Below are 24,783 nucleotides of genomic sequence, written 5' to 3' on the forward strand. Positions count from 1 at the left end.
CTAGATTCTGTAAAATCAGATCAGTTAATCATAAAAATAAAATTAGCAATACAATAGTTTTATCATTAGTACATTTTATACAACATTAAGGACAAAAAATGCATATTCATATTCTTGGGATTTGTGGCACATTTATGGGCGGTATTGCATTAATAGCTCGTTCATTAGGTCACAAAGTAACAGGATCAGATAAAAATGTTTACCCACCAATGAGTACGCTGTTACAAAAAGAGCATATTGATATTATTGAAGGAGACGATCCTTCACAATTAACGCCAACTCCTGATCTGGTCATCATTGGTAATGCTCTATCAAGAGGAAATCCTTGTGTTGAATACATTTTGGACAATAACATTCCTTACGTCTCTGCACCACAATGGTTACATGATAATGTACTAAAAGACCGTTGGGTTATTGCTGTGGCAGGTACACACGGCAAAACAACAACGGCTGGAATGGTTAACTGGATTTTAGAAAAACAAGGCTATAAACAGGGTTTTGTTATTGGTGGTGTTCCGGGTAATTTTGAAGTATCAGCAAGATTAGGTGAAGGTAACTTCTTTGTTATTGAAGCAGACGAGTATGACTGTTCATTCTTTGATAAGCGCTCTAAATTCATGCATTATTGTCCAAAAACACTGATTATGAATAATTTAGAGTTCGATCATGCAGATATTTTTGATGATCTTAGTTCTATCCAAAAACAGTTCCATCATCTAGTTCGTTTAGTACCAAGTAAAGGATTGATAATTTCTCCTCAAGAAGATGTCAATTTAAAACAAGTATTAGCAAAAGGTTGTTGGAGTAAACAATCTTTTACCGAATCTGAAGACGGTTGGTTAGCGAAAAAGATTGCTAATGATGCTAGTCAGTTTGATGTTTATTACAACAACAAAAAGATGGGTACAGTTAACTATTCTTTAGTTGGTGAACACAATATGCATAATGCCTTAATGGCAATTGCCGCTGCACACAATGTTGGTATAGATCCAGCAGATGCTTGTTTAGCGTTAGGATCATTTTTAAATGCTAAAAGACGCTTGGAGCTATATGGTGAGGTCAATAACATTGAAATTTATGATGATTTTGCTCATCATCCAACGGCAATTTTAGCAACATTAGAAGCATTACGCAGCAAAATTGGTGCAAATCGACGAATTTTAGCAGTATTAGAGCCTCGTTCTAACACAATGAAGTTAGGGATTTCAAAAGATGAACTTGCTCCATCATTAGGTCGCGCTGATGAAATATATATGTTCCAACCAGAACAACTACCTTGGTTAGTTGCTGATGTAGTCGATGCCTGTATCCAACCGGCTTATTGGACAGCTGATATTGACTTATTAGTTGAAATGATAACAAAATCAGCCAAACCAACCGATGCCATTTTGATTATGAGTAATGGTGGTTTTAGTGGAATTCATAACAAGATTTTAGAAAGCTTGAAAAAACAACAATTAAGAAAACAATTAGATGCATAACGATTAATCGCACTAAATAATTAATTTTCCTAAATGCATCTGCATATTAAAAGATGCAAAAAAGATTATTGTAATACTTAGATATGCCACTCTTATTTATAATCACATAATAGTGGCATCGAGCAATAGTGGTAATGTTTTAACAGTGACTCGGTAAGACTTATAACTTAACATTTATCACTCACTAAATTAACGCCGGTGAGTGATTACTTACATTGTACAGCTGAAGTCTCAAATAATTAGCTCTTTATTATTAACTACAGTGAACAGTAATTGCTAACCCACCGCGCGAAGTCTCTCGGTATTTTGCATTCATATCCTTTCCGGTTTCGTACATAGTTTCAATCACCTTATCAAGCGAAACGATAGCTGCAGTAGTGCGTCTTAATGCCATGCGTGTCGCATTAATTGCTTTAACTGCAGCAATCGCATTACGTTCAATACAAGGAACTTGTACTTGACCATCAACAGGATCACAGGTTAAACCTAAATTATGTTCCATACCAATTTCGGCTGCCATACAAACTTGCTGAGGATTACCCCCCAACAATTCAGCCAGACCAGCAGCCGCCATTGAACAAGCAACACCGACCTCACCCTGACAACCAACTTCAGCACCTGAAATAGATGCATTTTTTTGATAAAGTAAACCAATGGCTCCACAAGTTAAAAAATAGCGAATAAAAATATCGGGCGAGACCGGATCGATAAACTTATCATAATAGGCAAGAACGGCTGGTATTATGCCGCAAGCGCCATTGGTAGGAGCCGTCACTACCCTTCCCCCTGCGGCATTTTCTTCACTGACTGCTAACGCAAACATATTTATCCAATCAATAATAATCATTGGATCATTATTATTTTTGCTAGTCAATAATTGGCGATAAAGTGCATTTGCTCGACGTGGAACCTTAAGTGCACCAGGTAATAATCCTTCAGTATTCATGCCGCGTTTAATACAATCAAGCATTGTTTGTCCAACTAAAGAAAAATAATTTACAACATCATCATAACTATGCAGTTGTAACTCATTTTTTAACACAATACTCGATACCGACAACGAATTATCATCACAATGCTTCAATAATTGCGCTGCTGTTGAAAAAGGATAAGGCACATCAACAGAATTCTGCTGTTGTTGTCCAAACTGCTCCTCTTCAACAATTTTTCCTCCACCCACTGAATAATAGGTTTTCTGGACGATGAGTTCATTATCATGATAAGCGCTTAACGTCATACCATTTTCATGTAATGGTAAAAAAGTTGAATGAAAAATAATGCTTTCGTTTGAAAAATCAATTTGGTATTTACCATTATATATCGGTAATTTACCACATTGGTTCATGGTTTGAATAAAATGGGGAATTTGGTCAATATTAACGGTATCAGGCTTTTCGCCAGATAATCCAAGAATAATTGCAACATCAGTATGATGCCCCTTGCCGGTCAGTGATAAAGAACCATAAACATCTGCCACAATTTTTGTCACTAATGGCATTTGCCCATTATCAATCAGTTGATCAATAAACGCCTTACCCGCTCGCATTGGACCAACTGTATGTGAACTTGAAGGACCTATACCAATTTTAAATATCTCAAAAACTGAACCCATTTTATCCCTTTTATAATCTTTGACATGCACGTAGTTATGAATAAAAAATGACTTATATAGTGCTATATTATGGTGATAAGTATTAGCTAATCAAGCTAATAATTGAGATTAAATTTTTATCCTTAAATAAATTAAAAAAAAGTTGAGGAGCGGGGTTTTTGACACCTAATTTTGGTTTAAAAACATGTCAAAATGATTATATAGAATCATAGTAACAATTTTATAATACCCGTTATTTTAATCCATAACAGAGTCGTAGTAACAAATGAACCCTGTATCTATATGTTCAATTTTTAAAAATCCCCCCGTCAAAAGATCCATTTGAAAATAGCTTGGTTTTTCTATCAAAGTCACCTTACCATAGAGTTTATTACCAAAGTACATGTATCCGTCGTTGTTAATGTAAACATCATCATCCGGTTCGATTAATCCACCACACGGGCAATCAGCACTGCTTACTAAATCATCATCTTTAGTTTTGCAAGTATCAAAGCGCCAACCGACATTTGAAATTTCATCATAACTCATATCCATTAAATGGTATTTGGCGATTTTGAATGGATAGTAAAGTAGAATCATGCAGAACAAAATAAGAGCAATACGAGATAAAAATTTCAAAAATATTCAACCTTATTATTTTTCTAATCTTATAATTATCTAAATTTACTCTATATTTTTACTCATAACAACAATAACCAATAAAATTACTTTAGTGTTACGTTAGGTACTGCTAAACTAGCTCACATTTTAGTATATTATTAGTACATTATTTTTTTCAGGATAAATTTATGCGAACCAGTAAATATCTTCTATCTACATTAAAAGAGACACCCGCTGATGCTGAAGTGATAAGCCATCAATTAATGTTACGTGCCGGCATGATCCGTAAAGTTGCCGCAGGATTATATACTTGGCTACCTACTGGCTATCGTGTACTTAAAAAAGTTGAAAATATTGTTCGGGAAGAGATGAACAAAGCAGGGGCAATTGAAGTGTTAATGCCAGTTGTGCAACCTGCTGATATTTGGCAAGAGAGTGGTCGTTGGGAACAATATGGTCCAGAGCTATTACGTATCAAAGACCGTGGTGACCGTGATTTTGTATTAGGCCCAACCCATGAGGAAGTGATCACTGACTTACTTCGTAATGAAGTCAGTTCGTATAAACAATTACCGCTTAATGTTTATCAAATTCAAACCAAATTCCGCGACGAAGTCCGCCCACGATTTGGGGTAATGCGTTCGCGTGAATTTATTATGAAAGATGCTTATTCGTTTCATACTTCACAAGAATCTTTACAAGAAACCTATGATGATATGTATAAGGCTTACAGTGCGGTATTTACTCGTGCTGGCTTAAATTTTAGAGCTGTGCGTGCTGATACGGGTTCTATTGGTGGCAACTGGTCGCATGAGTTCCAAGTATTAGCCGATAGTGGTGAAGATGATATTGTCTTTTCAACTGAATCTGATTACGCTGCTAATATTGAGATGGCACAAGCATTAGCACCAACGCAAAGCCGATCAGCACCAACTAAGGCAATGGAACTGGTTGATACTCCTGATGCCAAAACAATTGATGAATTAGTTGCACAATTCAATTTACCGATTGAAAAAACAGTTAAAACACTCATGGTCAAGGCGACTAAAGAGAGTGGGCACCAACTTGTAGCTTTATTAGTTCGTGGTGATCACACGTTGAATGAAATCAAAGCGGAAAAAATTGATATTGTGGCATCACCGCTTGAATTTGCAACTGAAGAAGAAATTCGCGCGGTAGTGAATGCAGGACCTGGCTCTTTAGGACCAGTAAACCTTAATATGCCAATCATCATTGACCGTGATGTGGCAGTAATGAGTGATTTTAGTGCTGGCGCCAACATTGATCATAAACATTATTTCAATATCAATTGGGAAAGAGATGTCGCTTTACCTCGCATTGAAGATATTCGTAATGTGGTTGAAGGCGATATTAGCCCAGATGGTAAAGGGACATTACAAATTAAACGTGGTATTGAAGTTGGGCATATTTTCCAACTTGGTACTAAATATTCAGAAGCAATGAAAGCAACTGTCCAAGGTGAAGATGGACAAAACCATGTGATGATCATGGGCTGTTATGGAATTGGGGTTAGCCGAATTGTTGCAGCTGCAATTGAACAATGCCATGACGATCGAGGGATTATTTGGCCAGAAGCGATTGCACCATTTAGTGTTGTCATTATTCCAATGAATATGCATAAATCAGAAAAAGTACAAGCTACTGCTGAAAAACTTTATGCCGATCTCCAAGCTCTGGGTATTGAAGTATTATTTGATGATCGCAAAGAGCGTCCAGGTGTGATGTTTGCAGATGCCGAACTTATTGGTATTCCTCATACTATCGTTATTGGTGAACGTAACCTTGATAATGGTGAAGTGGAATACAAACATCGTGCGGGTGGCGATAAAGAATTAATTAAAGTTGATGATATCGTTGAATTTATTAAAAAACGTCAACAATAAATTTAAGAATTAGATTTTAATATTGGAGCACAAATGGCCTGTAATAAAATATCCAAAATAACTAATATTTTCTTATTGTGTTACTTGTGCTTTATCATTAGTGGTTGCCAATCTAATATCAATTCTTTACATCTCCCCGATAATTTTTATCAAGTTTCTAATGATGTCTATCGCTCTGAGCAACCCACTGTAGAGCAGATAGCGCAGCTTGATAAACTTGGCTTTAAAACCATTATAAATTTACGGCTATTTCACAGCGATCGAGAGTTAGTCGAAAATGCACAGATATCAGAAGTTTGGATTCGAATGCGGGCAGGTGATATTACTGATGAGAAAATGATCCAAGTAATGAAAGCGATTCATACCTCTCCTAAACCGATATTAATCCATTGTTGGCAAGGCAGTGATCGTACCGGCGTCACTATTGCTATGTACCGTTTGGTTTTTGAGAATTGGACTAAATCTCAAGCAATTAATGAGTTAATGCAAACTGAATTTGGTCATCACTACAATGTTTATCCTAACATACGAAAATACATTGAAAACGTTGACGTAGAATATATTCGCCATGCTGTATTTGAATAATTTCATTATTTAATTTAATAAACTAAATAGTCTTTATCAAATAAATAGCTCAATTTGATAAAAAATTCAAAGTGATATTGTCTTTTTTTTAAGCTAAAATGTTTCATAATCAAATTTTTTTATGAGTCATAAATATGTTAAAAAAAGCAATCGCATTGGTACTATCAACATCACTATTCTTACAAAATACACCTATTGTTTATGCAGCAGATAATATAACACTACCTGAGATGGGAACCGCAGCTGCAACCACATTAAGCATCGGGCAAGAAAAAGAGATGGGTGATTATTATGTGCGATTGTTACGAGGCAGTGCTCCTATAGCCAATGACCCTGTCTTAAATCAATATATTAATAATTTAGGGAAAAAATTAGTTTCTAAATCTGAATCAGTTCAAACCCCTTTCCATTTTTATATAATGAAAAGTAATGTGCTCAATGCCTTTGCTTTTTTTGGCGGTAATGTTGTCATTCATTCAAGAATAATTATGGATACTGATAATGAAAGCCAATTAGCTTCGGTTATGGCTCACGAAATTGGGCATGTTACTCAACGCCATTTAGCTCGCGCTATGGAGGCTCAAAATAAAAATAGTCCTTATGTTTGGGGAGGAGCCTTAGGTTCATTACTATTAACATTAGCTAATCCAGAAGCGGGTATGGCGGCAATGACAACCACCATGGCAAGTTCGACACAGAGTATGATTAGTTTTACTCAATCAAATGAACAAGAAGCCGATAGAGTTGGGCTTAGAACCATAGCGAAAGCCGGATTTGATCCTCATGCATCTTCTGAATTTTTACAAAAACTGGCTGATCAAAGTCGCTTCAGTAGTAAACCGCCTGAAATTTTAATGACTCACCCATTACCGAATAGCCGTTTATCGGATATGCGCAATCGCTCTTTGCAATATTCTAAAAAAAATGTACCTTCCTCATTAAGTTATTATTTAGCTAAGGCCCGAATAGCAATACTTATGGGAAATAATAATACCGCTAAACTATTACTTGATAATTATCGCAAATTGAATACCGATCAGGGTAAAAAGGCGCTAACCTATGCCGTCGCACTAAGTAATTACAAAAGTAAAAATCTTGTTCAAGCAAAAATTCAATTGCAACCGTTATTAGATAATGATCCAGATAATATTTGGTATATTGATTTAATGACAGATATCAATTTAGAAAGTAATAATAATAAAGAAGCCATAGCTCGTTTACAATCTGCCTTAAAACGATCACCGGATAATGCTGTATTACAATTAAATCTTGCTAATGCTTATATAAAAGACGGCCAATATCAGCAAGCAGTGAGTTTATTACATCGTTATACATTTGATCACAATGATGATACTAATGGTTGGGATTTACTGGTTACCGCTTATGGGGGAATAAAATCGAGAGCTCAAGAAATGAGTGCAAGGGCAGAATCAATCGCGCTTGAAGGACGTTTCCCTGAAGCAATTCAATTATTAACCAATGCTAGAGCTCAAGCTAAAGGTAATCAAACATTAATTTCAAAAATTGACGCAAGAATTAATCAATTGAAACAATTACAAAAACGTTATGCTGCTTATAGCAGAAGGTAGTCTGAATATTACTCGGCTAATAACTTAATTAGCCGAGTATACATGACAGAATTAACGGTAATTAATTATTTAAATGATCGACATTATTATAAAACTTAACTGAAAATTCCCCCTCAGGCTTATCATCAGTTTGCTTATAGTTAACTACACTTATACTGGTATTTAACACTCGTGGGAAATAATCTTCATCACGATGTCTACGCCAATCTCCACCATTTAAAACACATAGTAATATTCTTAAAACCGTACCATGTGATACAACCAAAATATTGCCTTCATCTTGCGGTGCATTTTTTACGATAACATTTAAAGCTTCTTTCATTCGAGAAAGTATATCAAGATAGTTTTCACCTTGGTTAATAGATGAGTCAAAGTTTTCAGGATCGGTTAAATAAGTCGTGAATTCAGGTATTTCTTTTTTTAATGAAGGGACATGTTTGCCTTCCCAAAGACCAAAATCCATTTCTCTTAGATTATCAAGTTCAAAAGTCGGAATGACATTGTCATTTTCATGAATGATATAATCTCGAGTCTCTTTAGCCCGTTGTTGTGGGCTTGAGTAGGCTTGTATAAAAGGTATATTTTTCAGATGCTTTCCAGTGATTTGAGCGCCTAAAACACCATTTTCTGTCAAAGGCGAATTTTTCGATCCTTGCATTTGATCTTTAATATTCCATTCGGTTTGACCATGTCTAATTAAATATAAATTAAGATCTTTCATTATTGTTGATTACCTTCTCATTTAAATCATTGTTGATATTTATCATTTCTAATCTGGATTAAACAGTTTTGCAATATATTATCCATCGGGGCATGTAATTGCATCTCTTGTAAAGTTTTTGGATGAATAAATTTCACATTAGCTGCATGTAAAAATAATCGATTAAGTTTGCTTTTAGCTAATAATTCATCAAATTGGCTATCTCCGTAACGATCATCAAATGCTATTGGATGATTAACATATTGAGTGTGTACACGAATTTGATGCGTTCGTCCAGTTACGGGACTAGCTTTTATTAATGTTGCAAAACCAAAGCGTTCTTCCACTTTGAATCGTGTTTCAGATGGCTTACCTTCTGCATTTACCTTAACCACACGTTCACCACTTTTGAGTACATTTTTTAATAGTGGTGCTTGTACAACTTTACATTCAGAAGGCCAATTACCTTTCACTAAAGCTAAATAATTTTTTTGCATCTGTTTTAAACGAAGTTGTTCATGTAATGCTTTTAGTGCAGAACGTTTCTTAGCAATAAGTAAAACACCAGATGTTTCACGATCGATACGATGTACTAATTCTAAAAATTTGGCTTCAGGTCTTAATGCTCTTAATCCTTCAATAACGCCAAAACTTAAGCCACTTCCACCATGTACGGCAATGCCAGATGGTTTATTAATCGCAAGAATCACATCATCTTCATAAATAATTGATTTTTCTAAATCAGCAACTTTATTCAGTTTTTTTGAAATTTCAGGAACTGTTTTTTCTGAAACACGAATAGGTGGAATTCGAACCTCATCACCAATGGTTAATTTATATTCTGGCTTAATCCGTTTTTTGTTGACACGCACTTCCCCTTTTCTAAGTATGCGATAAATCATACTTTTAGGCACACCCTTAAGGTATGTTATTAAAAAGTTGTCAATTCGTTGTGTCACATTTTCTTCAGTGATTGTGACAAATGAGACTTGTAATTTTGTTTGTTGAACGTTTGAGTCCATAAGAAAAGATTAATCCACCCTTAATAAATAAAAGTCGTTTTACATTACTTAAAAATAAACTACACTAATGGTAATAAGAATAAGATTGGTTAATTTTAATAACCTTAATATAAAATGATTATAGCGGAATATGGAGGAATAAAATAGTATGTTGTATTTACTCAACCAATACTCTCGAGGAAGATTTGCTTGGTTTTTATTGTTTCTTTCCACCGCTATTTTTGAATTGACCGCTCTCTATTTTCAACATGGTTTAGGCCTAGCTCCTTGTACTTTATGTATTTATCAGCGATGTGCAATTTACGGTATTATGTTTGGCAGCATCGTTGGACTTATCAACCCCAAAAAATTAATATTTAGACTAGCTGGCATATTAATCTGGCTATTTAGCGCTTTTAAGGGGTTTGAATTAGCAACTTTTCATGCCCATTTGCAGTTCGAACCGGATTTAAGTGATACCTGTGCAATTAATGTCCAATTCCCTTCTTGGTTACCATTAAATGAATGGTTACCAAGCATGTTTAATGCTTATGGTTCTTGTTCAGAAAAAATTTGGTCGTTCTTAACTATTGAAATGTCGCAATGGATGATAATCATTTTTGCTTGCTATCTTTTTGTTAGTTTAATCATACTATTTTGCCAATTGTTTTCAGCTAATAAAAAGTCAATCTGGAGTAAATAAGTTTATTTCAACTGGCACTTTTTACCGAGTTTGTTAGAATGTGTGACAATTTAATTTGACAAATTATCACACTAAATGCTTTTGGAATATCATCCCCCCATTGATCCTTGGTTAACTATTTTATATCAAGATGATCATATTGTTGTGGTTAACAAACAACCTGGTATTTTGTCGGTATCAGGAAATAAACCACAATTTATAGATAGTATTATTCATCGTTTACAACAAAAATATAGTTATGTTGAATCAGTCCATCGTCTAGATATGGCTACGAGTGGCATTATGGTTGCTGCTTTATCTAAATTAGCAGATAGAGAAATTAAAAAGCAGTTTAGAGAGCGTATACCTAAAAAAACATATATTGCTGTGGTCCACGGTCACCTTAAGGATGACGCAGGCCAAGTCGAACTCCCATTAATTTGTGATTGGCCTAATCGCCCAAGACAGATGGTAGATCATGAAAATGGCAAATATGCATTAACACATTATCAAGTTATTTCACGCAATAATGATAATACAACTCGGGTGGCATTGTTTCCATTTACAGGGCGCTCTCATCAATTAAGAGTGCATATGCAAGCTATAGGGCATCCTATTTTAGGCGATAAATTTTATGCTCATCCTGAAGCATTTTCAATGTCAAAAAGGTTATTGTTACATGCTCAACATCTAACAATAAATCATCCTAAAACCGGTGAAACTCTGACATTCCGTTGTGAACCTGATTTTTAAAATTTAAGCGTACATCTACTTGCTATACTTGATTAACTAATTACGATATAAAACTATTATCATGGAGTCATTAAATGCAGAAAATTGTTTTAGCCACTAATAACCAAGGAAAGGTCAATGAATTACAAACGCTTTTAGCCGATGCTGGATTTGATGTTATAGCCCAAAATACCTTCAATGTTCCTGATATAGAAGAAACAGGCCTAACATTTATTGAAAATGCCATCTTAAAAGCAAGACATACCGCAAAAGTGACTCAACTACCGGCGATAGCAGATGATTCAGGTTTAGTTGTTCAAGCACTAAACGGGCAACCTGGTATCTATTCCGCTCGTTATGCGGGAGAACATGGTAATGACAAAAGCAATAATGAAAAGCTATTACTTGAATTAAAAGATGTGCCTAAAGAAAAAAGGACAGCATACTTTTATTGTGCACTCGCTTTTATGCGACACGAAAATGATCCTACACCAATCATCTGTTTAGGGAAATGGAATGGATTAATTATGAATGAACCTCATGGAAGTGGTGGTTTTGGTTATGATCCATTATTCTATATTCCTGAGCTTAATTGCAGTGCAGCAGAGCTAACTAAAGAACATAAGAGCCAAATTTCTCATCGTGGACAGGCTTTAAAACAGTTAATAGCTAAAATAAAAACAGATTATTAGAGAATTTATTTAGCTTATTGTTTCTTTTCATGAATTGCACATGTTGAACTAAACAGTATATACTAGTGCACCAATTATTTTGGAGTCGATATTGTGATATTGTTGATAGTAAGTGGCCGTTCCGGTTCAGGAAAATCAATTGCATTACGCGCATTAGAAGATATGGGTTTTTATTGCGTTGATAATATTCCCGTCGCATTATTACCGCAACTTGCAGAATCATTAAAAGATAACAATACACCTGTTGCGGTTAGTATCGATATTCGCAATTTACCAGCTAACTTTAATTTTGATCATGATATTTTTCAGCGATTACCATCCTCTGTTACTCCTGAAATCATCTTTTTTGATTGTAGTCGTAATACTCTGATCCGACGTTATAGCGAAACAAGACGAATACATCCACTAACCAATCAAAAATACTCTTTAGAAGAAGCCATTGATCTTGAAGAGAAGTATTTAGAGCCTTTAAAATCACACGCAAGTTTAGTTATTAATACTGATAATCTTTCAGTTCATGAGTTATCTAATATTCTTCGTTCACGGATTTTAGGAAAAAAAGAACGGGAATTAACCATGATTTTTGAATCATTTGGCTTTAAACATGGTTTACCTGTCGATGCTGATTTCGTATTTGATGTAAGATTTTTACCTAACCCGCATTGGGATATATCATTACGTCCATTAACTGGCTTAGATGAGCCTGTTAAAAATTTCTTACTAAAACATGATGAAGTTACCAATTTCATTTATCAAACAGCCAATTATTTACAACAGTGGTTACCAATGTTAGAAAAAAATAATCGTAGCTATTTAACGATAGCCATCGGTTGTACAGGCGGGCAACACCGTTCTGTTTTTATTGCAGAACAATTAGCCGGGTTTTTTAAAGCGCAAAATAAACAAGTGCAAATTCGTCATCGAACACTTGAAAAAAAATAATTACTACTACTCTGAAAGTTCAAAATTTGGTAACTCCTCAAATCGTTTTTTATATTTTTCAAAAATATCTTTCAGAGTTAGCTTAGGTTTAGCCGGTTTAATTAATTCACTGACTTTAACTAATTCGATATTGTCAGGCAAATTAGCTAATTTTGCTCTTAAAACATTAACGGTTTGAGGATGTGGATGGCCAATGGCGATAGCATAACCATTTTTTTGCGCAATTTTAACTGCCAGGTCAAACTGCTGACTAATGGCTCTTTCTATCTGCTGATCATCTAAAAATACATCACGCCCAATTACAGTTATATTATAATCAGTTGCGGCGTTTTTTACTTGAGTTTTACCTATCGTTTTACTATCCAAAAAAAACATTGAGTGATGACTTAATGCTTTCATAACATTGTGCATACCATTGAAATTTGATGTCATCAAACTGCCCATATGATTATTTACACCTATTGCATATGGAACTAGGGATACTGCATCATCAACAATTCTTTTTACTTCTGCTTCATCCATATAAGGAAATAGAGTATCTTTCTCTAAAGGTTGTTTCCCCATAGGAGCCATAGGTAAGTGAATAATCACATCATTACCATGCTGATGAGCAAAGGTTGCGATATGTTTGGCATTTGGTGAATGTGGTAAAACAGCAATTGTAATGTTGGGTGAAAATAAAATAATCTGTTCTTCATTATGTTGACGATAACCAAAATCATCAATAACTAACGCTAGTTTCGCTGCATATGCACTATTTACATTTAATAATAATATCCCTATATATAATATACGTTTAATCATTTTAACCAACCACTAGGATCTAATGCTTTACCATCTCGGCGAATTTCAAAATAAAGCCCAGGAGTATTTTGACCTCCGCTTGAACCAACAATTGCAATCGGCTGATCTGTCCTAACATTATCACCGACTTCTACTAAAACACGTTGGTTATAGCCATATAAACTCATATCGCCTTTACCGTGCTCAAGCGCAACCACAAAACCATAACCTTGCAGCCAGCTGGCTAGGATAACTCGACCATCAGTAATTGCTTTGACTTGTGTGCCATCTTTGGCATTTATCACCATTCCCTTCCAACGAAGTTCACCTTGCAAAGCCTCACCAAATCGATGAGCAATACTACCATTTACAGGCCAAAGAAATTGATTCTGTGGTTTACCAATACCACTAACTCGAGCCATTAATGCACGTTCATCCGCATTAGGTGTATAATTTGTATTCTTTTGTTTTTCTTGGATATTTTTGGCTTGTCTTGCTTCTTCTTCCGCAATTCGACGGTTTTCTCTTTCTGCTTGAGCAATCTTAGCCTGTAATTTCGCTTCATTATCTTTAAGTTGAGCTAATTTTTGTTGATTTTTTTGCATTGATGATTCAAGAGAATTGATAGTTTTTTGGCGTTTTTGGTGATTTTTTTCTAAGGCTATTTGCTCTTGTTTTTGCTTGTTATGTAGTGTTTTTTGAATGGCTTGCTTTTTTTGTAAAGCATTTTTCTTTTCATTGAGTTGTAATTGCGTTTCACGAAGCTTATTTATTTGTTGTTGTCTTGCTTCATTAATATAACGAAAATAAGTAATAAGGCGTTCATTACGCTCACTTTGTTCGCTAGCAAAGATCAACTTAAAATTGGTATTTTTTCCTAATTTAAATGCGCTTTCTAGCTGTTTGGATAACTCATCTCGTTGTTGATTTTGTTTAATGGTTAATTCATCAATTTGCTTGATTAAATTAGTAATTTCCCCATCTAATTTTTTTAGCGTAAGACCATTTTTTTCAATCGATGTAAGTAAATTAGCAATTTCAGTTTCTTGGTTTTTAAGATCATTGACCAATTGAGTCCGTTCTTTTGTTTGTTCTGCTAGGCGCTTTTCATGCTCTTTAATTGAACGACGCAATGATTCTAATTGTTGATTATCATCAGCATACACAAAATGTGTATTCATTAATCCAATAAATAAAATAATCAATAGATTACGATAAATAGACATGGCCTTTTTATTTATGATTTATTACCAAGCAATAAAGATAACTTTACTATACCTACAAATGTGTAAAGATGCAAAATGAAAACTATATTATGTAACTTTATTAATAAAAGTAATTAGGCATTTCACAAGCACTAATAAAAAGTATAAAATGTAGCACTATTTAATTTGTAGTAAAAATTAATTTAACCACAAAGATAACATCATGCAAAAGTTTAATGTCAAAACCTTTCAGGGTTTAATACTTACGTTACAAGATTATTGGGCTAATCAAGGTTGTACAGTGATTCAGCCATTAGATATGGAAGTCGGCGCAGGGACTTCTCATCCAATGACCTGTTTAAGAGCACTTGGTCCTGAACCGATTAATGCTGCTTACGTTCAACCTTCTCGTCGCCCTACTGATGGTCGTTATGGTGAAAATCCTAATAGGTTACAACATTATTACCAATTCCAAGTTATCTTAAAACCATCACCAGATAATATCCAAGAACTTTACTTAGGATCACTAAAAGAGCTTGGTCTTGATCCAACTGTTAACGATATCCGTTTTGTAGAAGACAATTGGGAAAATCCAACATTAGGTGCATGGGGATTAGGTTGGGAAGTTTGGTTAAACGGTATGGAAGTGACCCAATTTACCTATTTCCAACAAGTTGGTGGTCTTGAGTGTAAACCGGTGACTGGCGAGATTACTTATGGTTTAGAACGCCTTGCTATGTATATTCAAGGCGTAGATAGCGTTTATGATTTAATCTGGAGTGATGGCGCATTTGGTAAAACCACTTATGGTGATGTTTTTCACCAAAACGAAGTTGAACAATCCACTTATAATTTCGAGTACGCTAATATTGATTTCTTATTTTATTGTTTTGAACAACATGAAAAAGAAGCAAAAATGTTACTTGAATTAGAAAAACCTCTACCGCTACCTGCTTATGAACGTATTTTAAAAGCAGCTCACTGCTTCAATTTACTTGATGCCCGCAAAGCTATTTCAGTAACTGAGCGACAACGTTACATATTGCGTATCAGAACATTAACAAAAATGGTTGCTGAAGCATATTACGCCTCTCGTGAAGCACTTGGATTTCCAATGTGCCAAAATAAACGTTCTAACCAAAATGCATCAAAGTAGGAATTGATATATTATGCAAAAAACATTTCTAGTAGAAATCGGTACTGAAGAGTTACCACCGAAATCACTCCGCACTTTGGCTGAAAGCTTTGCAGCTAATTTTATTGAACAACTTGATAATGCTAACTTAGAACATGGTGAGGTACTTTGGTTTGCATCGCCGCGCCGTTTAGCTTTAAAAGTATTGAATTTAAATGACACTCAACCAGATAGCCAAGTTGTTAAACGCGGTCCTGCGGTAAGTGCCGCATTTGATGCAAATGGTAAACCAACAAAAGCAGCAGAAGGCTGGGCTAGAGGGTGTGGCATCGATATCTCTCAAGCAGAGCGCATTCAAACAGATAAAGGCGAATGGTTATCTTATACTCATAATCAAAAAGGACAGCCTGTTGTTAATTTATTATGTGATATGGTTAAAAATGCATTAAATAAATTACCTATTCCTAAACCTATGCGCTGGGCAGCTCGCCAAGTTGAATTTATCAGACCAAGCCATACTGTAACTATGCTATATGGTGATCAACTCGTACCGGGCGTCATTTTAGACATTCAATCAGATCGTATTATTCGCGGACACCGCTTTATGGGTGAACAAGAATTTACCATTGATAATGCTGACCAATATCCTGAAATCCTTGAACAACGAGGCAAAGTTATTGCTGACTATAACAAGCGAAAATCAATCATTAAGCAGCAAGCTCAAGAAGCTGCTGAAAAACTTAATGGTAAAGCAGATTTAACTGAAAGCTTACTTGAGGAAGTTTCATCATTGGTTGAATGGCCTGTAGTATTAACAGCAAAATTTGAAGAAAGATTTTTAGAAGTTCCAGCTGAATCATTGGTATATACGATGAAAGGCGATCAAAAATATTTCCCTGTCTATGATAAACAAGGAAAACTATTACCAAACTTTATTTTCGTTGCCAATATTGAATCGAAAGATCCTCAAGTTGTTATTTCTGGTAATGAAAAAGTAGTTCGTCCACGCTTAGCTGATGCCGAATTTTTCTATAGAACAGACTTAAAACAACGTTTGGAAGATCGCCTTCCTCGCCTTGAGACGGTTTTATTTCAACAACAACTTGGTACAGTTAAAGATAAAGCACTTCGTATTGAGGCCTTATCTGGATTCATCGCTGAAAAAATTGGTGCTAACACTGAACAAGCCAAACGTGCAGGGAAATTAACTAAATGTGATTTAGTTACTAACACGGTGTTTGAATTTCCTGAAACACAAGGCATCATAGGTCGATATATAGCGATTAAAGATGGTGAAAGTATTGAAGTCGCTACCGCTATTGAAGAACAATATAAACCTCGTTTTTCAGGCGATGAACTACCAAGTACTCCTGTGTCTAGTGCGGTATCTATTGCCGAAAAAATGGATACATTAGCCGGTATTTTTGGTATTGGTCAACATCCTAAAGGTGATAAAGATCCATTTGCACTTCGCCGTGCAGCTATTGGTGTATTACGTATTATTGTTGAAAAAAGCTTACCTCTTGATTTAGTTGAGCTAGCAAGTTTTGCCACATCTTTATATGGAAATAAATTAACCAACAACAATGTTGTTATAGATATTGTTAATTTTATGCAAGGTCGATTCCGAGCATGGTATCAAGAAAAAGGATTTGCGATAGATACCATTCAGGCTGTCTTGGCAATTAATCCAACCAAGCCTGCAGATTTTGATACCCGCGTTAATGCGGTAACACATTTTAGAACGTTACCTGAAGCTTCTTCATTAGCAGAAGCAAATAAACGTGTATCAAATATTTTGTCTAAATCTGAAAACGCTATCCCTGAAAATATTAACGCTTCACTTCTTGAAACGGGAGCTGAAAGCGAATTAGCTATGCAAATAGCAATATTGACAGATAAGTTAGCACCTTACTTTACTGAAGGTCGATATCAAGATGCCTTAATTGAATTAGCATCACTTAAAGCACCTATTGATACATTTTTTGAGAAAGTAATGGTAATGGTTGATGACGAAAAAATTAAACTAAACCGATTGGCTCTTTTGAAAAAATTACAAAATTTATTTTTGAAGGTTGCCGATATTTCTATACTACAATCATAACTTTTGAATTAAATATAAAGACCGTGGTAATACTAGTATTACCACCCATAAGGAAAAACGATGGACTCACAAAACAATTTATCATTTTTAGTTACTTTTGAAAAAACAGTTAACTTTATTCGCAATAGATTCCCACTAATCGCAATCGCAAGCGTAGTGCTTGCATTAGCTAGTTCATTATTATCGTATCTTATTTTTGATCCAGCTGCTCTTGTAGCTAGCATGGTCTATTACTCAAATCCAGCTCAAGTTCTTGGTGCATTATTTGGAAGATTATTGCTTTTAACAATTGTCTTCATCTTTATTGGTGCCGTGGCAATTGGTATTATTTATAATTTAACTGCTAGTGACAAATTAGATACGAAATTAGTGTCACAACGCATATTACCTGCTTTTCTAAATCTTGCAGGATTTACCGCTATTTATTTTATTATATTTATTATAGCAGGAATTTTGCTTTCTTTAATTATGTGGATTATCGGAATGATATTACCCCAAAAGTTAGTTGTATTATTAACTATATTGATAGGTTTTGCTATATATCTTATCTTAAGCATCATTGTGAATTACTTTTGTGCTTCATTAATAGTTCCAGATTCAATAGGATTTTTTCAAAGATTTGCTGGAAGCCATAAATTAGCTGTAACAAAATGGAAAGCACCTTTACTAATGGTATTAATTTCTTTTGGGATTACTATCGTTCTAGGGCTTATTAATTATTTATTGGGTAATAATATTATTGTAGCGACTATTATTTCAATAGTATCTATGTTTATTAGTTTCTTTGTATATAGCTTCTTCTATCGCTTATACAACGTATCTAATAATGTTGAATTACCGAAACTAGATGATAATAATCAAAACAATCAACAAATCATCTCTTAATTTTTTTATGTAGTATAGTTTAGTTTAGTTTAATCCTAAAAATCCCTATTAATGGCAATTAATAGGGATCATCATTCTCACTTATAATAATTCTTACTATTATGACGCCAGCCATTAGATTGCTCAAAAAGCATAAAATTAAATTTAATATCCATCAATATCAACATGACGCACAACAAACCCATTATGGACAAGAAGCTGCGGATAAACTTGGATTAGAACTAAATGTTGTTTCAGGTCAGATATTTAAAACACTGATTGTATGCATAAATGGGGACAATAAATCATTAGCAGTCTGTGTATTACCGGTTGATTGTACATTGGATCTTAAACAAGCCGCTAAAATTCTTGATTGCAAAAAAGTAGCATTAGCTGACCCGAATCTAGCACAAAAAACAACAGGTTATTTAGTCGGTGGGATAAGTCCTCTCGGACAAAAAAAGCTATTACCAACACTCATTGATGATAGTGCTAAACAATATTCAATGATGATGGTATCAGGGGGTAAAAGAGGATTAGAAATCGAAATATCACCACAAGATTTAGCTGATCAATTAAATGCTAAATTTGCTAAATTAACGGTTTAGATAATAAGTAAAATCATTTCTAAAAACTCAAGAAAAAATAGATTAAAAAGTTGGAGTTAAAAATAAAGCCATAACGATGAGTTATGGCCTTAAAAAATTCTCTAATAGAAAGCAATAAAATTATTTGATTGCTTCTTTTAAGCTTTTACCAGAAACAAATGCTGGTACTTTGCTTGCTGCAATTTTGATTTCTTTACCAGTTTTTGGGTTACGACCAGTACGAGCTTTACGAGCATTAACTTTAAATGTACCGAAACCAACTAATTGAACTGGCTCACCAGATTTTAATGATTCAGTGATTGAAGCTAAAGTTGCTTCTAAAGCAGTTTTTGCTGCAACTTTAGTAATATTAGCTTTGCTAGCAATAGCATCTACAAGTTCTGTTTTATTCATGGAATATCCTTACATATTTATTTTATTGTTAAAGTTAACATTAATAAACAAAGTTAAAACCCAACTTTGCTTCTGTAAACTTGATTTAGATTACATTGTTGTTAAATGTAGTCTATATTTGCCTAATGTTAAAGAAAAATTTAATAAAAATTAAAAAAATCACGCTTTAACCGATTTAATTGCTCAAAAAAACACCAATATTGCTAGTTTCTGCAGACCGAATGTCCATTTTCAAGCCTTTAATCAAGTCTAACATTTCATTATTTTCATCACTCAATAAGCGAAAAATTTCCCACTGCAAATCAAATTCATCAATTACACTAGGCAAAGTTACTTGTTCATCTTCTGAAAGTTCAATATTATCTTTTGTCATTTCAAATTCAGCTACAGTAGTTGCGGAAATAGAGCTAACTTTGGCTGAGTGTTCATCTATTTCACCACTTATATAAGAGTGTAGAATTTCACTAAGACCCTGACAAGCATCAATAGCAGGGTAAACCATATATGGGCTATCTTCCTTGATGACTGGAATTAACGATTCAAGTTTCTCAAGTTGTAAATCAAAATTAATTTTCACATTCTCAACCAATAGTGATTCCCAAATAAGATCTAGAATTTTTTTATATCCTACTGCTGATTGTTCATCTTGTTGTAAATTGCAATAATAAATAAAGTTTGGATACATTCGTTCGCATAGACAAACCATAAATAAACGCTGCTTCCAAACTGGCAATTTTGCTATTCTTAATTGAATAGGATTTTTAATCATGAATGAAACCTTTTTGACCGTGTGTGTACTGATTCAACTAAATATTGTACATGCTCAATGGGAATATCTTGGTGAATACCATGTCCTAAATTAAAGACATGACCATTATGATAGCCAAATTCACATAGAACCGACTCAACGTTAGACTCAATCGTTTCCTTATTGGCATACAATATAGAAGGATCTAAATTACCTTGTATGGCAATCTTACCTTTTTGTTCTATCTGATTCAAATCCACTGTCCAATCAACACCGATGGCATCAGCCCCTGATTTAGAAATAGTATCGAGCCATAAACCACCACCTTTTGTAAATAGCGTCACAGGAACATAAGAAGTGATATTCTGGCTTTTCTTACCCCTTTTTAGTTGAGATAAGATAAGTTCCATATAATACAAAGAAAACGCTCGATAACTTTCATGGCTAAGCACCCCGCCCCAAGTATCAAATATCATAATCGATTGGGCGCCAGCTTCAATTTGAGCATTTAAATACAATATTACACTGTTAGCTAATTTTTCTAGCAGCAAATGTAATGCTTTAGGTTCACAATAAAGCATCTTTTTTATTTTAGTAAAGGTCTTACTACTACCGCCTTCAACCATATAAGTTGCTAAAGTCCATGGACTACCAGAAAAGCCAATTAATGGAACTTTGCCACCTAACTCTTTTTTCGTTAACCCAATAGCATCCATTACATATTTGAGAGATTGTCCTGGATCTGGTATAGGCAATTGTGCAATATCATCTAAACAAGAAATCGTTTTTTTAAATTTAGGCCCTTCGCCTGTTTCAAAATATAAACCAAGTCCCATTGCATCGGGAATGGTTAAAATATCTGAAAAAATAATAGCAGCATCAAGATCAAATCGCCGAATGGGTTGTAAAGTTGCTTCACAGGCAAGTTCTGGTGTTTGGCACATCGTCATAAAATCACCAGCTTTAGCCCTAAGCTGCCGATATTCAGGTAAGTATCGACCGGCTTGGCGCATCATCCAAATTGGCGTGTAATCCACAGGTAAACATTGTAATGCACGTAAATAACGATCGTTTTTCAATTGGCTCATCTTTTTAGCTCTATAAATTGTGAGATAGGGTAAATGGTACAGATCTACATTTAGCTCAAAATAGCTAATTTGACAATTATTTCCGATCTTGAGGCTGCGACAATATACGTTGAGCGTAACAAATCAATGTTTCAGAAATATTTTGCATCACGCTACTTTCTGGAGCAAAGCGATGCCAATACAGCATACGTCTTTGAAATAAGCCTTCCGTTAAATTAACCAATTCACCATTTTTTAACTCTTGTTCAACTTGTAACATTGGTATCATACAACATGCAGAACCTTGTTTAGCCAATTGGACAAAAGCTTCAGATGAACTAGTAATATGGCAAATAACACTACCTGGTGTAAGACTAAAATTTTCTTGCAAAAAGGCTTGGTGCATATCATCCAAATGGTCAAATGCCACTGCAGGCGCTTTTAAAAGCGATGAACGAGTAACACCATTAGGAAAGTATTTTTTAGCAAACTCGGGAGAAGCAACAAAAATATAATCCAATGCACCTAATAAATCAGATAAACATCCCGGTAAAGGATTGGGTTGAATGCTAATTGCAGCAACGACAGTACCTAAGCGTAGAAGTTCTAACGTATGCTCTTCATCTTTGACTTGAATATCAAAGCGTAAAATATTTTTATCTAAAACTGGTTTTAAAGCGGGTAAAAACCAAGTTGCTAAAGAGTCAGCATTAATTGCAATTGATAATGACAATGGCGTAGTATTTTGCTCATTGTCACCTAACCATTGTTGTTCTAATAATTCAACTTGATGCAATAATCCTAAAAGATGTTCACCTTGTTTAGTCGCTTTTGGAGGAATCGTTCTTACTAATAGTTGCTGACCAAAAAAGCTTTCTAATTGCTTAATGCGTTGCGATACTGCTGGTTGCGTAATACACAATTTGTCAGCTGCTCGTTCAAATCCTCGTTCTTTTATCACTGCATCTAATGCTTGTAATGCTCTATAATCTGGACGCTTCATAATCTCTTTACTAATGATTTGATCTTCGCTTGGTCATTCAAGCTATTTTAATTTTGCAAAAAATTTGAAATAGATCTAAAACCTTATAGATTTTCTTAAAATACTAATGATTTTTGCTTCCCAATTGGGTACTATGCCATATCTTAAACAATTTTGCTTTTAAAATTTTAATTTTTTGATCAAAATTATATTTACGCACGGTGATATCATGACACAAGATGAACTAAAAAAAGCAGTAGGTTGGTCAGCCCTTAAATTTGTTAAACCAGATTCATTAGTAGGCGTAGGCACAGGTTCTACTGCGGCTCACTTTATTGATGCTCTTGCAACAATAAAAGATCAGATAAAAGGAACTGTCTCTAGTTCAGAAGCGTCAACCCAAAAATTAAAAAGCTATGGTATTCCAGTTTTAGACTGTAATGACGTTGATAGCTTAGATATTTATGTCGATGGAGCAGATGAAATTAATCATAATATGCAAATGATTAAAGGCGGAGGAGCCGCATTAACACGTGAAAAAATAGTATCGGCTCTGACAAAACAATTTATATGTATCGTTGATGAGTCAAAAGTGGTCGATGTTCTCGGGAAATTTCCACTTCCAGTAGAAGTCATTCCGATGGCCCGTTCTTATGTTGCTCGAGAATTATTCAAACTTGGCGGCAAACCTATCTATCGTCAAGGAGTGGTCACTGACAATGGCAATGTTATTTTAGATGTTCACGACCTTGTAATTGCAAAACCAATGGAATTAGAAGATAGGATTAATAGTATTGCCGGTGTAGTCACAGTAGGATTATTCGCTAATAAAGGCGCTGATATCGCTTTAGTAGGCACGAGTTCTGGTGTGAAAGAAATAAAAAAATAATAAATTACTTTTTTAATTGATAACTTTGCATGACAAATTGTTTTAAATATTAAAGATAGAGAGGAAGAAATGGTTGTTCAAGCGTTAACCAAAGATGAAAACAAGTTTCTATTACTTGAAGGTGTCCACCCTAGCGCGATTGAAACACTTAAATCGGCAGGCTTTAACAACATTGAATATCATAAAGGTGCGCTATCCAAATCCGAACTTGAAGCGGCAATTAAAGATGCAAGATTTATTGGTATTCGCTCAAGAACACATTTAACAAAAGATATAATCGATGCTGCCCCAAAACTTGCAGGAATTGGTTGTTTCTGTATTGGAACCAATCAAGTTGAACTTGATGCTGCAACCGTTAAAGGAATTCCTGTTTTTAATGCACCGTTTTCTAATACGCGTTCTGTTGCAGAGCTAGTATTGGCTGAAGCGATTTTATTACTTCGCCGAGTACCTGAAGCTAATGCCAAAGCTCACCAGGGGAAATGGAATAAATTAGCCACAGGTTCTCATGAAGCGCGTGGTAAAAATTTAGGTATCATTGGTTATGGCCATATCGGTAGTCAATTAAGCGTATTGGCTGAATCATTAGGCATGAATGTTTATTTTTATGATATCGAAACTAAATTACCATTAGGCAATGCCAAACAAATTTCATCCATGAAAGAATTACTTGCCATGAGTGATATTGTAAGTATGCATGTTCCAGAAAACTCAACCACAATTAAAATGATTGGCAAATCAGAAATCGACATGATGAAATCAGGCTCTATATTGATTAATGCCTCTCGCGGTAGTGTGATTGATATTGAAGCCTTAACTCAAGCGTTGGAAAACAATAAACTTAGTGGTGCTGCTATTGACGTTTTCCCTAGTGAACCGGCAACTAATAGCGATCCATTCGAATCACCACTGTGTAAATTTGATAATGTCATTATTACCCCACATATCGGCGGTTCAACTACTGAAGCTCAAGAAAATATCGGTATTGAAGTTGCAACCAAGTTGGCAAAATATTCTGATACAGGCGCAACACTTTCAGCGGTTAACTTCCCTGAAGCATCATTACCGATTCCGGCAAAAGGATCTAGTCGATTTATTAATATTCATCACAATCAACCCGGCGTGTTGACTGCAATAAATACGCTATTTGCAGAACAAGGTCTAAACATTTCAGCTCAGTATTTACAGACTGATTCTAAAATTGGTTATGTTGTGATTGATATTGATAGAGTAGAACAAAATAAAGCAGAAGAGTTATTAGTTAAACTAAAAAATGTCGCTGGTACAATTCGAGCAAGATTATTGTTCTAATCCACTTTGCTAAGGCGTTCGGGCAATTATTTCCATGTCCGAACGCATAATATTAGGTTTAGAAATTATTCGAGTTTTTCAGATAGATCGTTAATATCAAACCAATTTTGATAAAATTACCACCATTATTAACGTCAAAAACCCCGTTCCTCAACTTTTTTTAGATTTTAATAT

24 protein-coding genes are annotated in these 24,783 nt (G+C 34.7%); 14 read left to right on the plus strand and 10 right to left on the minus strand.

The annotated features are described in order from the left end of the window. Positions 1–98 precede the first annotated feature (98 nt). Entirely contained in the window at positions 99–1,481 is a 1,383-nt protein-coding gene (mpl, locus tag J3U00_RS10290; RefSeq protein ID WP_220225585.1) for a UDP-N-acetylmuramate:L-alanyl-gamma-D-glutamyl-meso-diaminopimelate ligase, read from the plus strand. 253 nt (positions 1,482–1,734) lie between these two features. Here mpl and J3U00_RS10295 read toward each other — a convergent pair whose 3' ends face one another. Together J3U00_RS10295 and J3U00_RS10300 are read right to left on the minus strand one after the other, a co-directional pair. Continuing rightward, positions 1,735–3,093 carry an L-serine ammonia-lyase gene (locus J3U00_RS10295; protein ID WP_267332347.1) on the minus strand — a complete coding sequence of 453 codons (1,359 nt, stop codon included), beginning with the start codon at positions 3,091–3,093 and terminating at the stop codon, positions 1,735–1,737. A gap of 237 nt (positions 3,094–3,330) precedes the next feature. Beyond that, a complete protein-coding gene (locus J3U00_RS10300) occupies positions 3,331–3,711 on the minus strand; it encodes a hypothetical protein (protein WP_065562022.1) in 381 nt (126 codons plus the stop codon). Between the two features lie 170 nt (positions 3,712–3,881). On the opposite strand from J3U00_RS10300, the gene proS reads away from it, so the two are divergent. The 3 genes from proS to J3U00_RS10315 all read left to right on the plus strand — a co-directional run bounded on the left by proS (position 3,882) and on the right by J3U00_RS10315 (position 7,771). Next, positions 3,882–5,597 (plus strand): proline--tRNA ligase, encoded by a 1,716-nt coding sequence (proS, locus tag J3U00_RS10305; RefSeq protein ID WP_065735039.1) that lies wholly within the window; start codon positions 3,882–3,884, stop codon positions 5,595–5,597. A 33-nt stretch (positions 5,598–5,630) separates the two neighbouring features. Beyond that, entirely contained in the window at positions 5,631–6,182 is a 552-nt protein-coding gene (locus J3U00_RS10310) for a fused DSP-PTPase phosphatase/NAD kinase-like protein (protein ID WP_267332348.1), read from the plus strand. A 134-nt stretch (positions 6,183–6,316) separates the two neighbouring features. Continuing rightward, the gene (locus J3U00_RS10315) at positions 6,317–7,771 is read left to right on the plus strand and encodes a M48 family metalloprotease (protein WP_065562019.1); all 1,455 of its coding nucleotides are present in this window, start codon (positions 6,317–6,319) and stop codon (positions 7,769–7,771) included. Positions 7,772–7,832: 61 nt separating this feature from the next. Here the strand turns inward: J3U00_RS10315 and J3U00_RS10320 are convergent, their stop codons facing one another. Next, positions 7,833–8,492, minus strand: coding sequence for a histidine phosphatase family protein (locus J3U00_RS10320; RefSeq protein ID WP_220225580.1), 660 nt, complete (start codon positions 8,490–8,492; stop codon positions 7,833–7,835). A gap of 26 nt (positions 8,493–8,518) precedes the next feature. Beyond that, complete coding sequence (gene rluC / locus J3U00_RS10325; protein WP_220225579.1) at positions 8,519–9,493, minus strand: 23S rRNA pseudouridine(955/2504/2580) synthase RluC; 975 nt, start codon at positions 9,491–9,493, stop codon at positions 8,519–8,521. 148 nt (positions 9,494–9,641) lie between these two features. Here rluC and dsbB point away from each other — a divergent pair, with 148 nt between their 5' ends. The 4 genes from dsbB to rapZ all read left to right on the plus strand — a co-directional run bounded on the left by dsbB (position 9,642) and on the right by rapZ (position 12,520). Continuing rightward, positions 9,642–10,175 (plus strand): disulfide bond formation protein DsbB, encoded by a 534-nt coding sequence (gene dsbB, locus J3U00_RS10330; protein WP_065735035.1) that lies wholly within the window; start codon positions 9,642–9,644, stop codon positions 10,173–10,175. 75 nt (positions 10,176–10,250) lie between these two features. Next, complete coding sequence (gene rluA, locus J3U00_RS10335; RefSeq protein WP_065562015.1) at positions 10,251–10,907, plus strand: bifunctional tRNA pseudouridine(32) synthase/23S rRNA pseudouridine(746) synthase RluA; 657 nt, start codon at positions 10,251–10,253, stop codon at positions 10,905–10,907. Positions 10,908–10,981: 74 nt separating this feature from the next. Further along, positions 10,982–11,578: an XTP/dITP diphosphatase gene (locus tag J3U00_RS10340; RefSeq protein WP_267330948.1), complete on the plus strand. Its 597-nt coding sequence runs from the start codon at positions 10,982–10,984 to the stop codon at positions 11,576–11,578. 93 nt (positions 11,579–11,671) lie between these two features. Next, positions 11,672–12,520, plus strand: coding sequence for an RNase adapter RapZ (gene rapZ, locus J3U00_RS10345; RefSeq protein WP_065735033.1), 849 nt, complete (start codon positions 11,672–11,674; stop codon positions 12,518–12,520). A 6-nt stretch (positions 12,521–12,526) separates the two neighbouring features. Here the strand turns inward: rapZ and J3U00_RS10350 are convergent, their stop codons facing one another. Further along, positions 12,527–13,324, minus strand: a complete 798-nt coding sequence (locus J3U00_RS10350; protein ID WP_065562012.1) for a divergent polysaccharide deacetylase family protein — start codon at positions 13,322–13,324, stop codon at positions 12,527–12,529. Continuing rightward, complete coding sequence (gene envC, locus J3U00_RS10355) at positions 13,321–14,529, minus strand: murein hydrolase activator EnvC (RefSeq protein WP_220225578.1); 1,209 nt, start codon at positions 14,527–14,529, stop codon at positions 13,321–13,323. Before envC ends, J3U00_RS10350 begins: the two co-directional genes overlap by 4 nt. Positions 14,530–14,731: 202 nt before the next feature. Between envC and glyQ the strand changes: the two genes are divergently transcribed. From glyQ to ybaK, 4 genes are all read left to right on the plus strand, one after another. Next, entirely contained in the window at positions 14,732–15,664 is a 933-nt protein-coding gene (gene glyQ, locus J3U00_RS10360) for a glycine--tRNA ligase subunit alpha (protein ID WP_065562010.1), read from the plus strand. A 10-nt stretch (positions 15,665–15,674) separates the two neighbouring features. After that, positions 15,675–17,747 carry a glycine--tRNA ligase subunit beta gene (gene glyS, locus J3U00_RS10365; RefSeq protein ID WP_416379917.1) on the plus strand — a complete coding sequence of 691 codons (2,073 nt, stop codon included), beginning with the start codon at positions 15,675–15,677 and terminating at the stop codon, positions 17,745–17,747. A gap of 60 nt (positions 17,748–17,807) precedes the next feature. Further along, positions 17,808–18,632 (plus strand): hypothetical protein, encoded by an 825-nt coding sequence (locus J3U00_RS10370; protein WP_267332350.1) that lies wholly within the window; start codon positions 17,808–17,810, stop codon positions 18,630–18,632. A gap of 101 nt (positions 18,633–18,733) precedes the next feature. Continuing rightward, entirely contained in the window at positions 18,734–19,219 is a 486-nt protein-coding gene (gene ybaK / locus J3U00_RS10375; protein ID WP_255561361.1) for a Cys-tRNA(Pro) deacylase, read from the plus strand. Between the two features lie 120 nt (positions 19,220–19,339). Here ybaK and J3U00_RS10380 read toward each other — a convergent pair whose 3' ends face one another. The 4 genes from J3U00_RS10380 to J3U00_RS10395 form a co-directional block, all read right to left on the minus strand. Beyond that, positions 19,340–19,612 carry an HU family DNA-binding protein gene (locus J3U00_RS10380; protein ID WP_065562006.1) on the minus strand — a complete coding sequence of 91 codons (273 nt, stop codon included), beginning with the start codon at positions 19,610–19,612 and terminating at the stop codon, positions 19,340–19,342. 175 nt (positions 19,613–19,787) lie between these two features. Next, entirely contained in the window at positions 19,788–20,381 is a 594-nt protein-coding gene (locus J3U00_RS10385; RefSeq protein ID WP_220225575.1) for a YjaG family protein, read from the minus strand. Beyond that, entirely contained in the window at positions 20,378–21,448 is a 1,071-nt protein-coding gene (gene hemE / locus J3U00_RS10390; protein WP_267332351.1) for a uroporphyrinogen decarboxylase, read from the minus strand. The genes J3U00_RS10385 and hemE overlap by 4 nt, the downstream gene beginning before the upstream one ends. A gap of 76 nt (positions 21,449–21,524) precedes the next feature. Then, a complete protein-coding gene (locus J3U00_RS10395) occupies positions 21,525–22,430 on the minus strand; it encodes a LysR family transcriptional regulator ArgP (RefSeq protein WP_220225573.1) in 906 nt (301 codons plus the stop codon). Positions 22,431–22,638: 208 nt separating this feature from the next. Between J3U00_RS10395 and rpiA the strand changes: the two genes are divergently transcribed. Next, positions 22,639–23,298: a ribose-5-phosphate isomerase RpiA gene (gene rpiA, locus J3U00_RS10400; RefSeq protein WP_267368948.1), complete on the plus strand. Its 660-nt coding sequence runs from the start codon at positions 22,639–22,641 to the stop codon at positions 23,296–23,298. 69 nt (positions 23,299–23,367) lie between these two features. Continuing rightward, positions 23,368–24,609, plus strand: a complete 1,242-nt coding sequence (gene serA / locus J3U00_RS10405; RefSeq protein ID WP_065562001.1) for a phosphoglycerate dehydrogenase — start codon at positions 23,368–23,370, stop codon at positions 24,607–24,609. Positions 24,610–24,783 lie beyond the last annotated feature (174 nt).

The organism is Gilliamella sp. B3127 (assembly GCF_026536935.1).
Classification (GTDB): Bacteria; Pseudomonadota; Gammaproteobacteria; order Enterobacterales; family Orbaceae; genus Gilliamella; species Gilliamella apicola_E.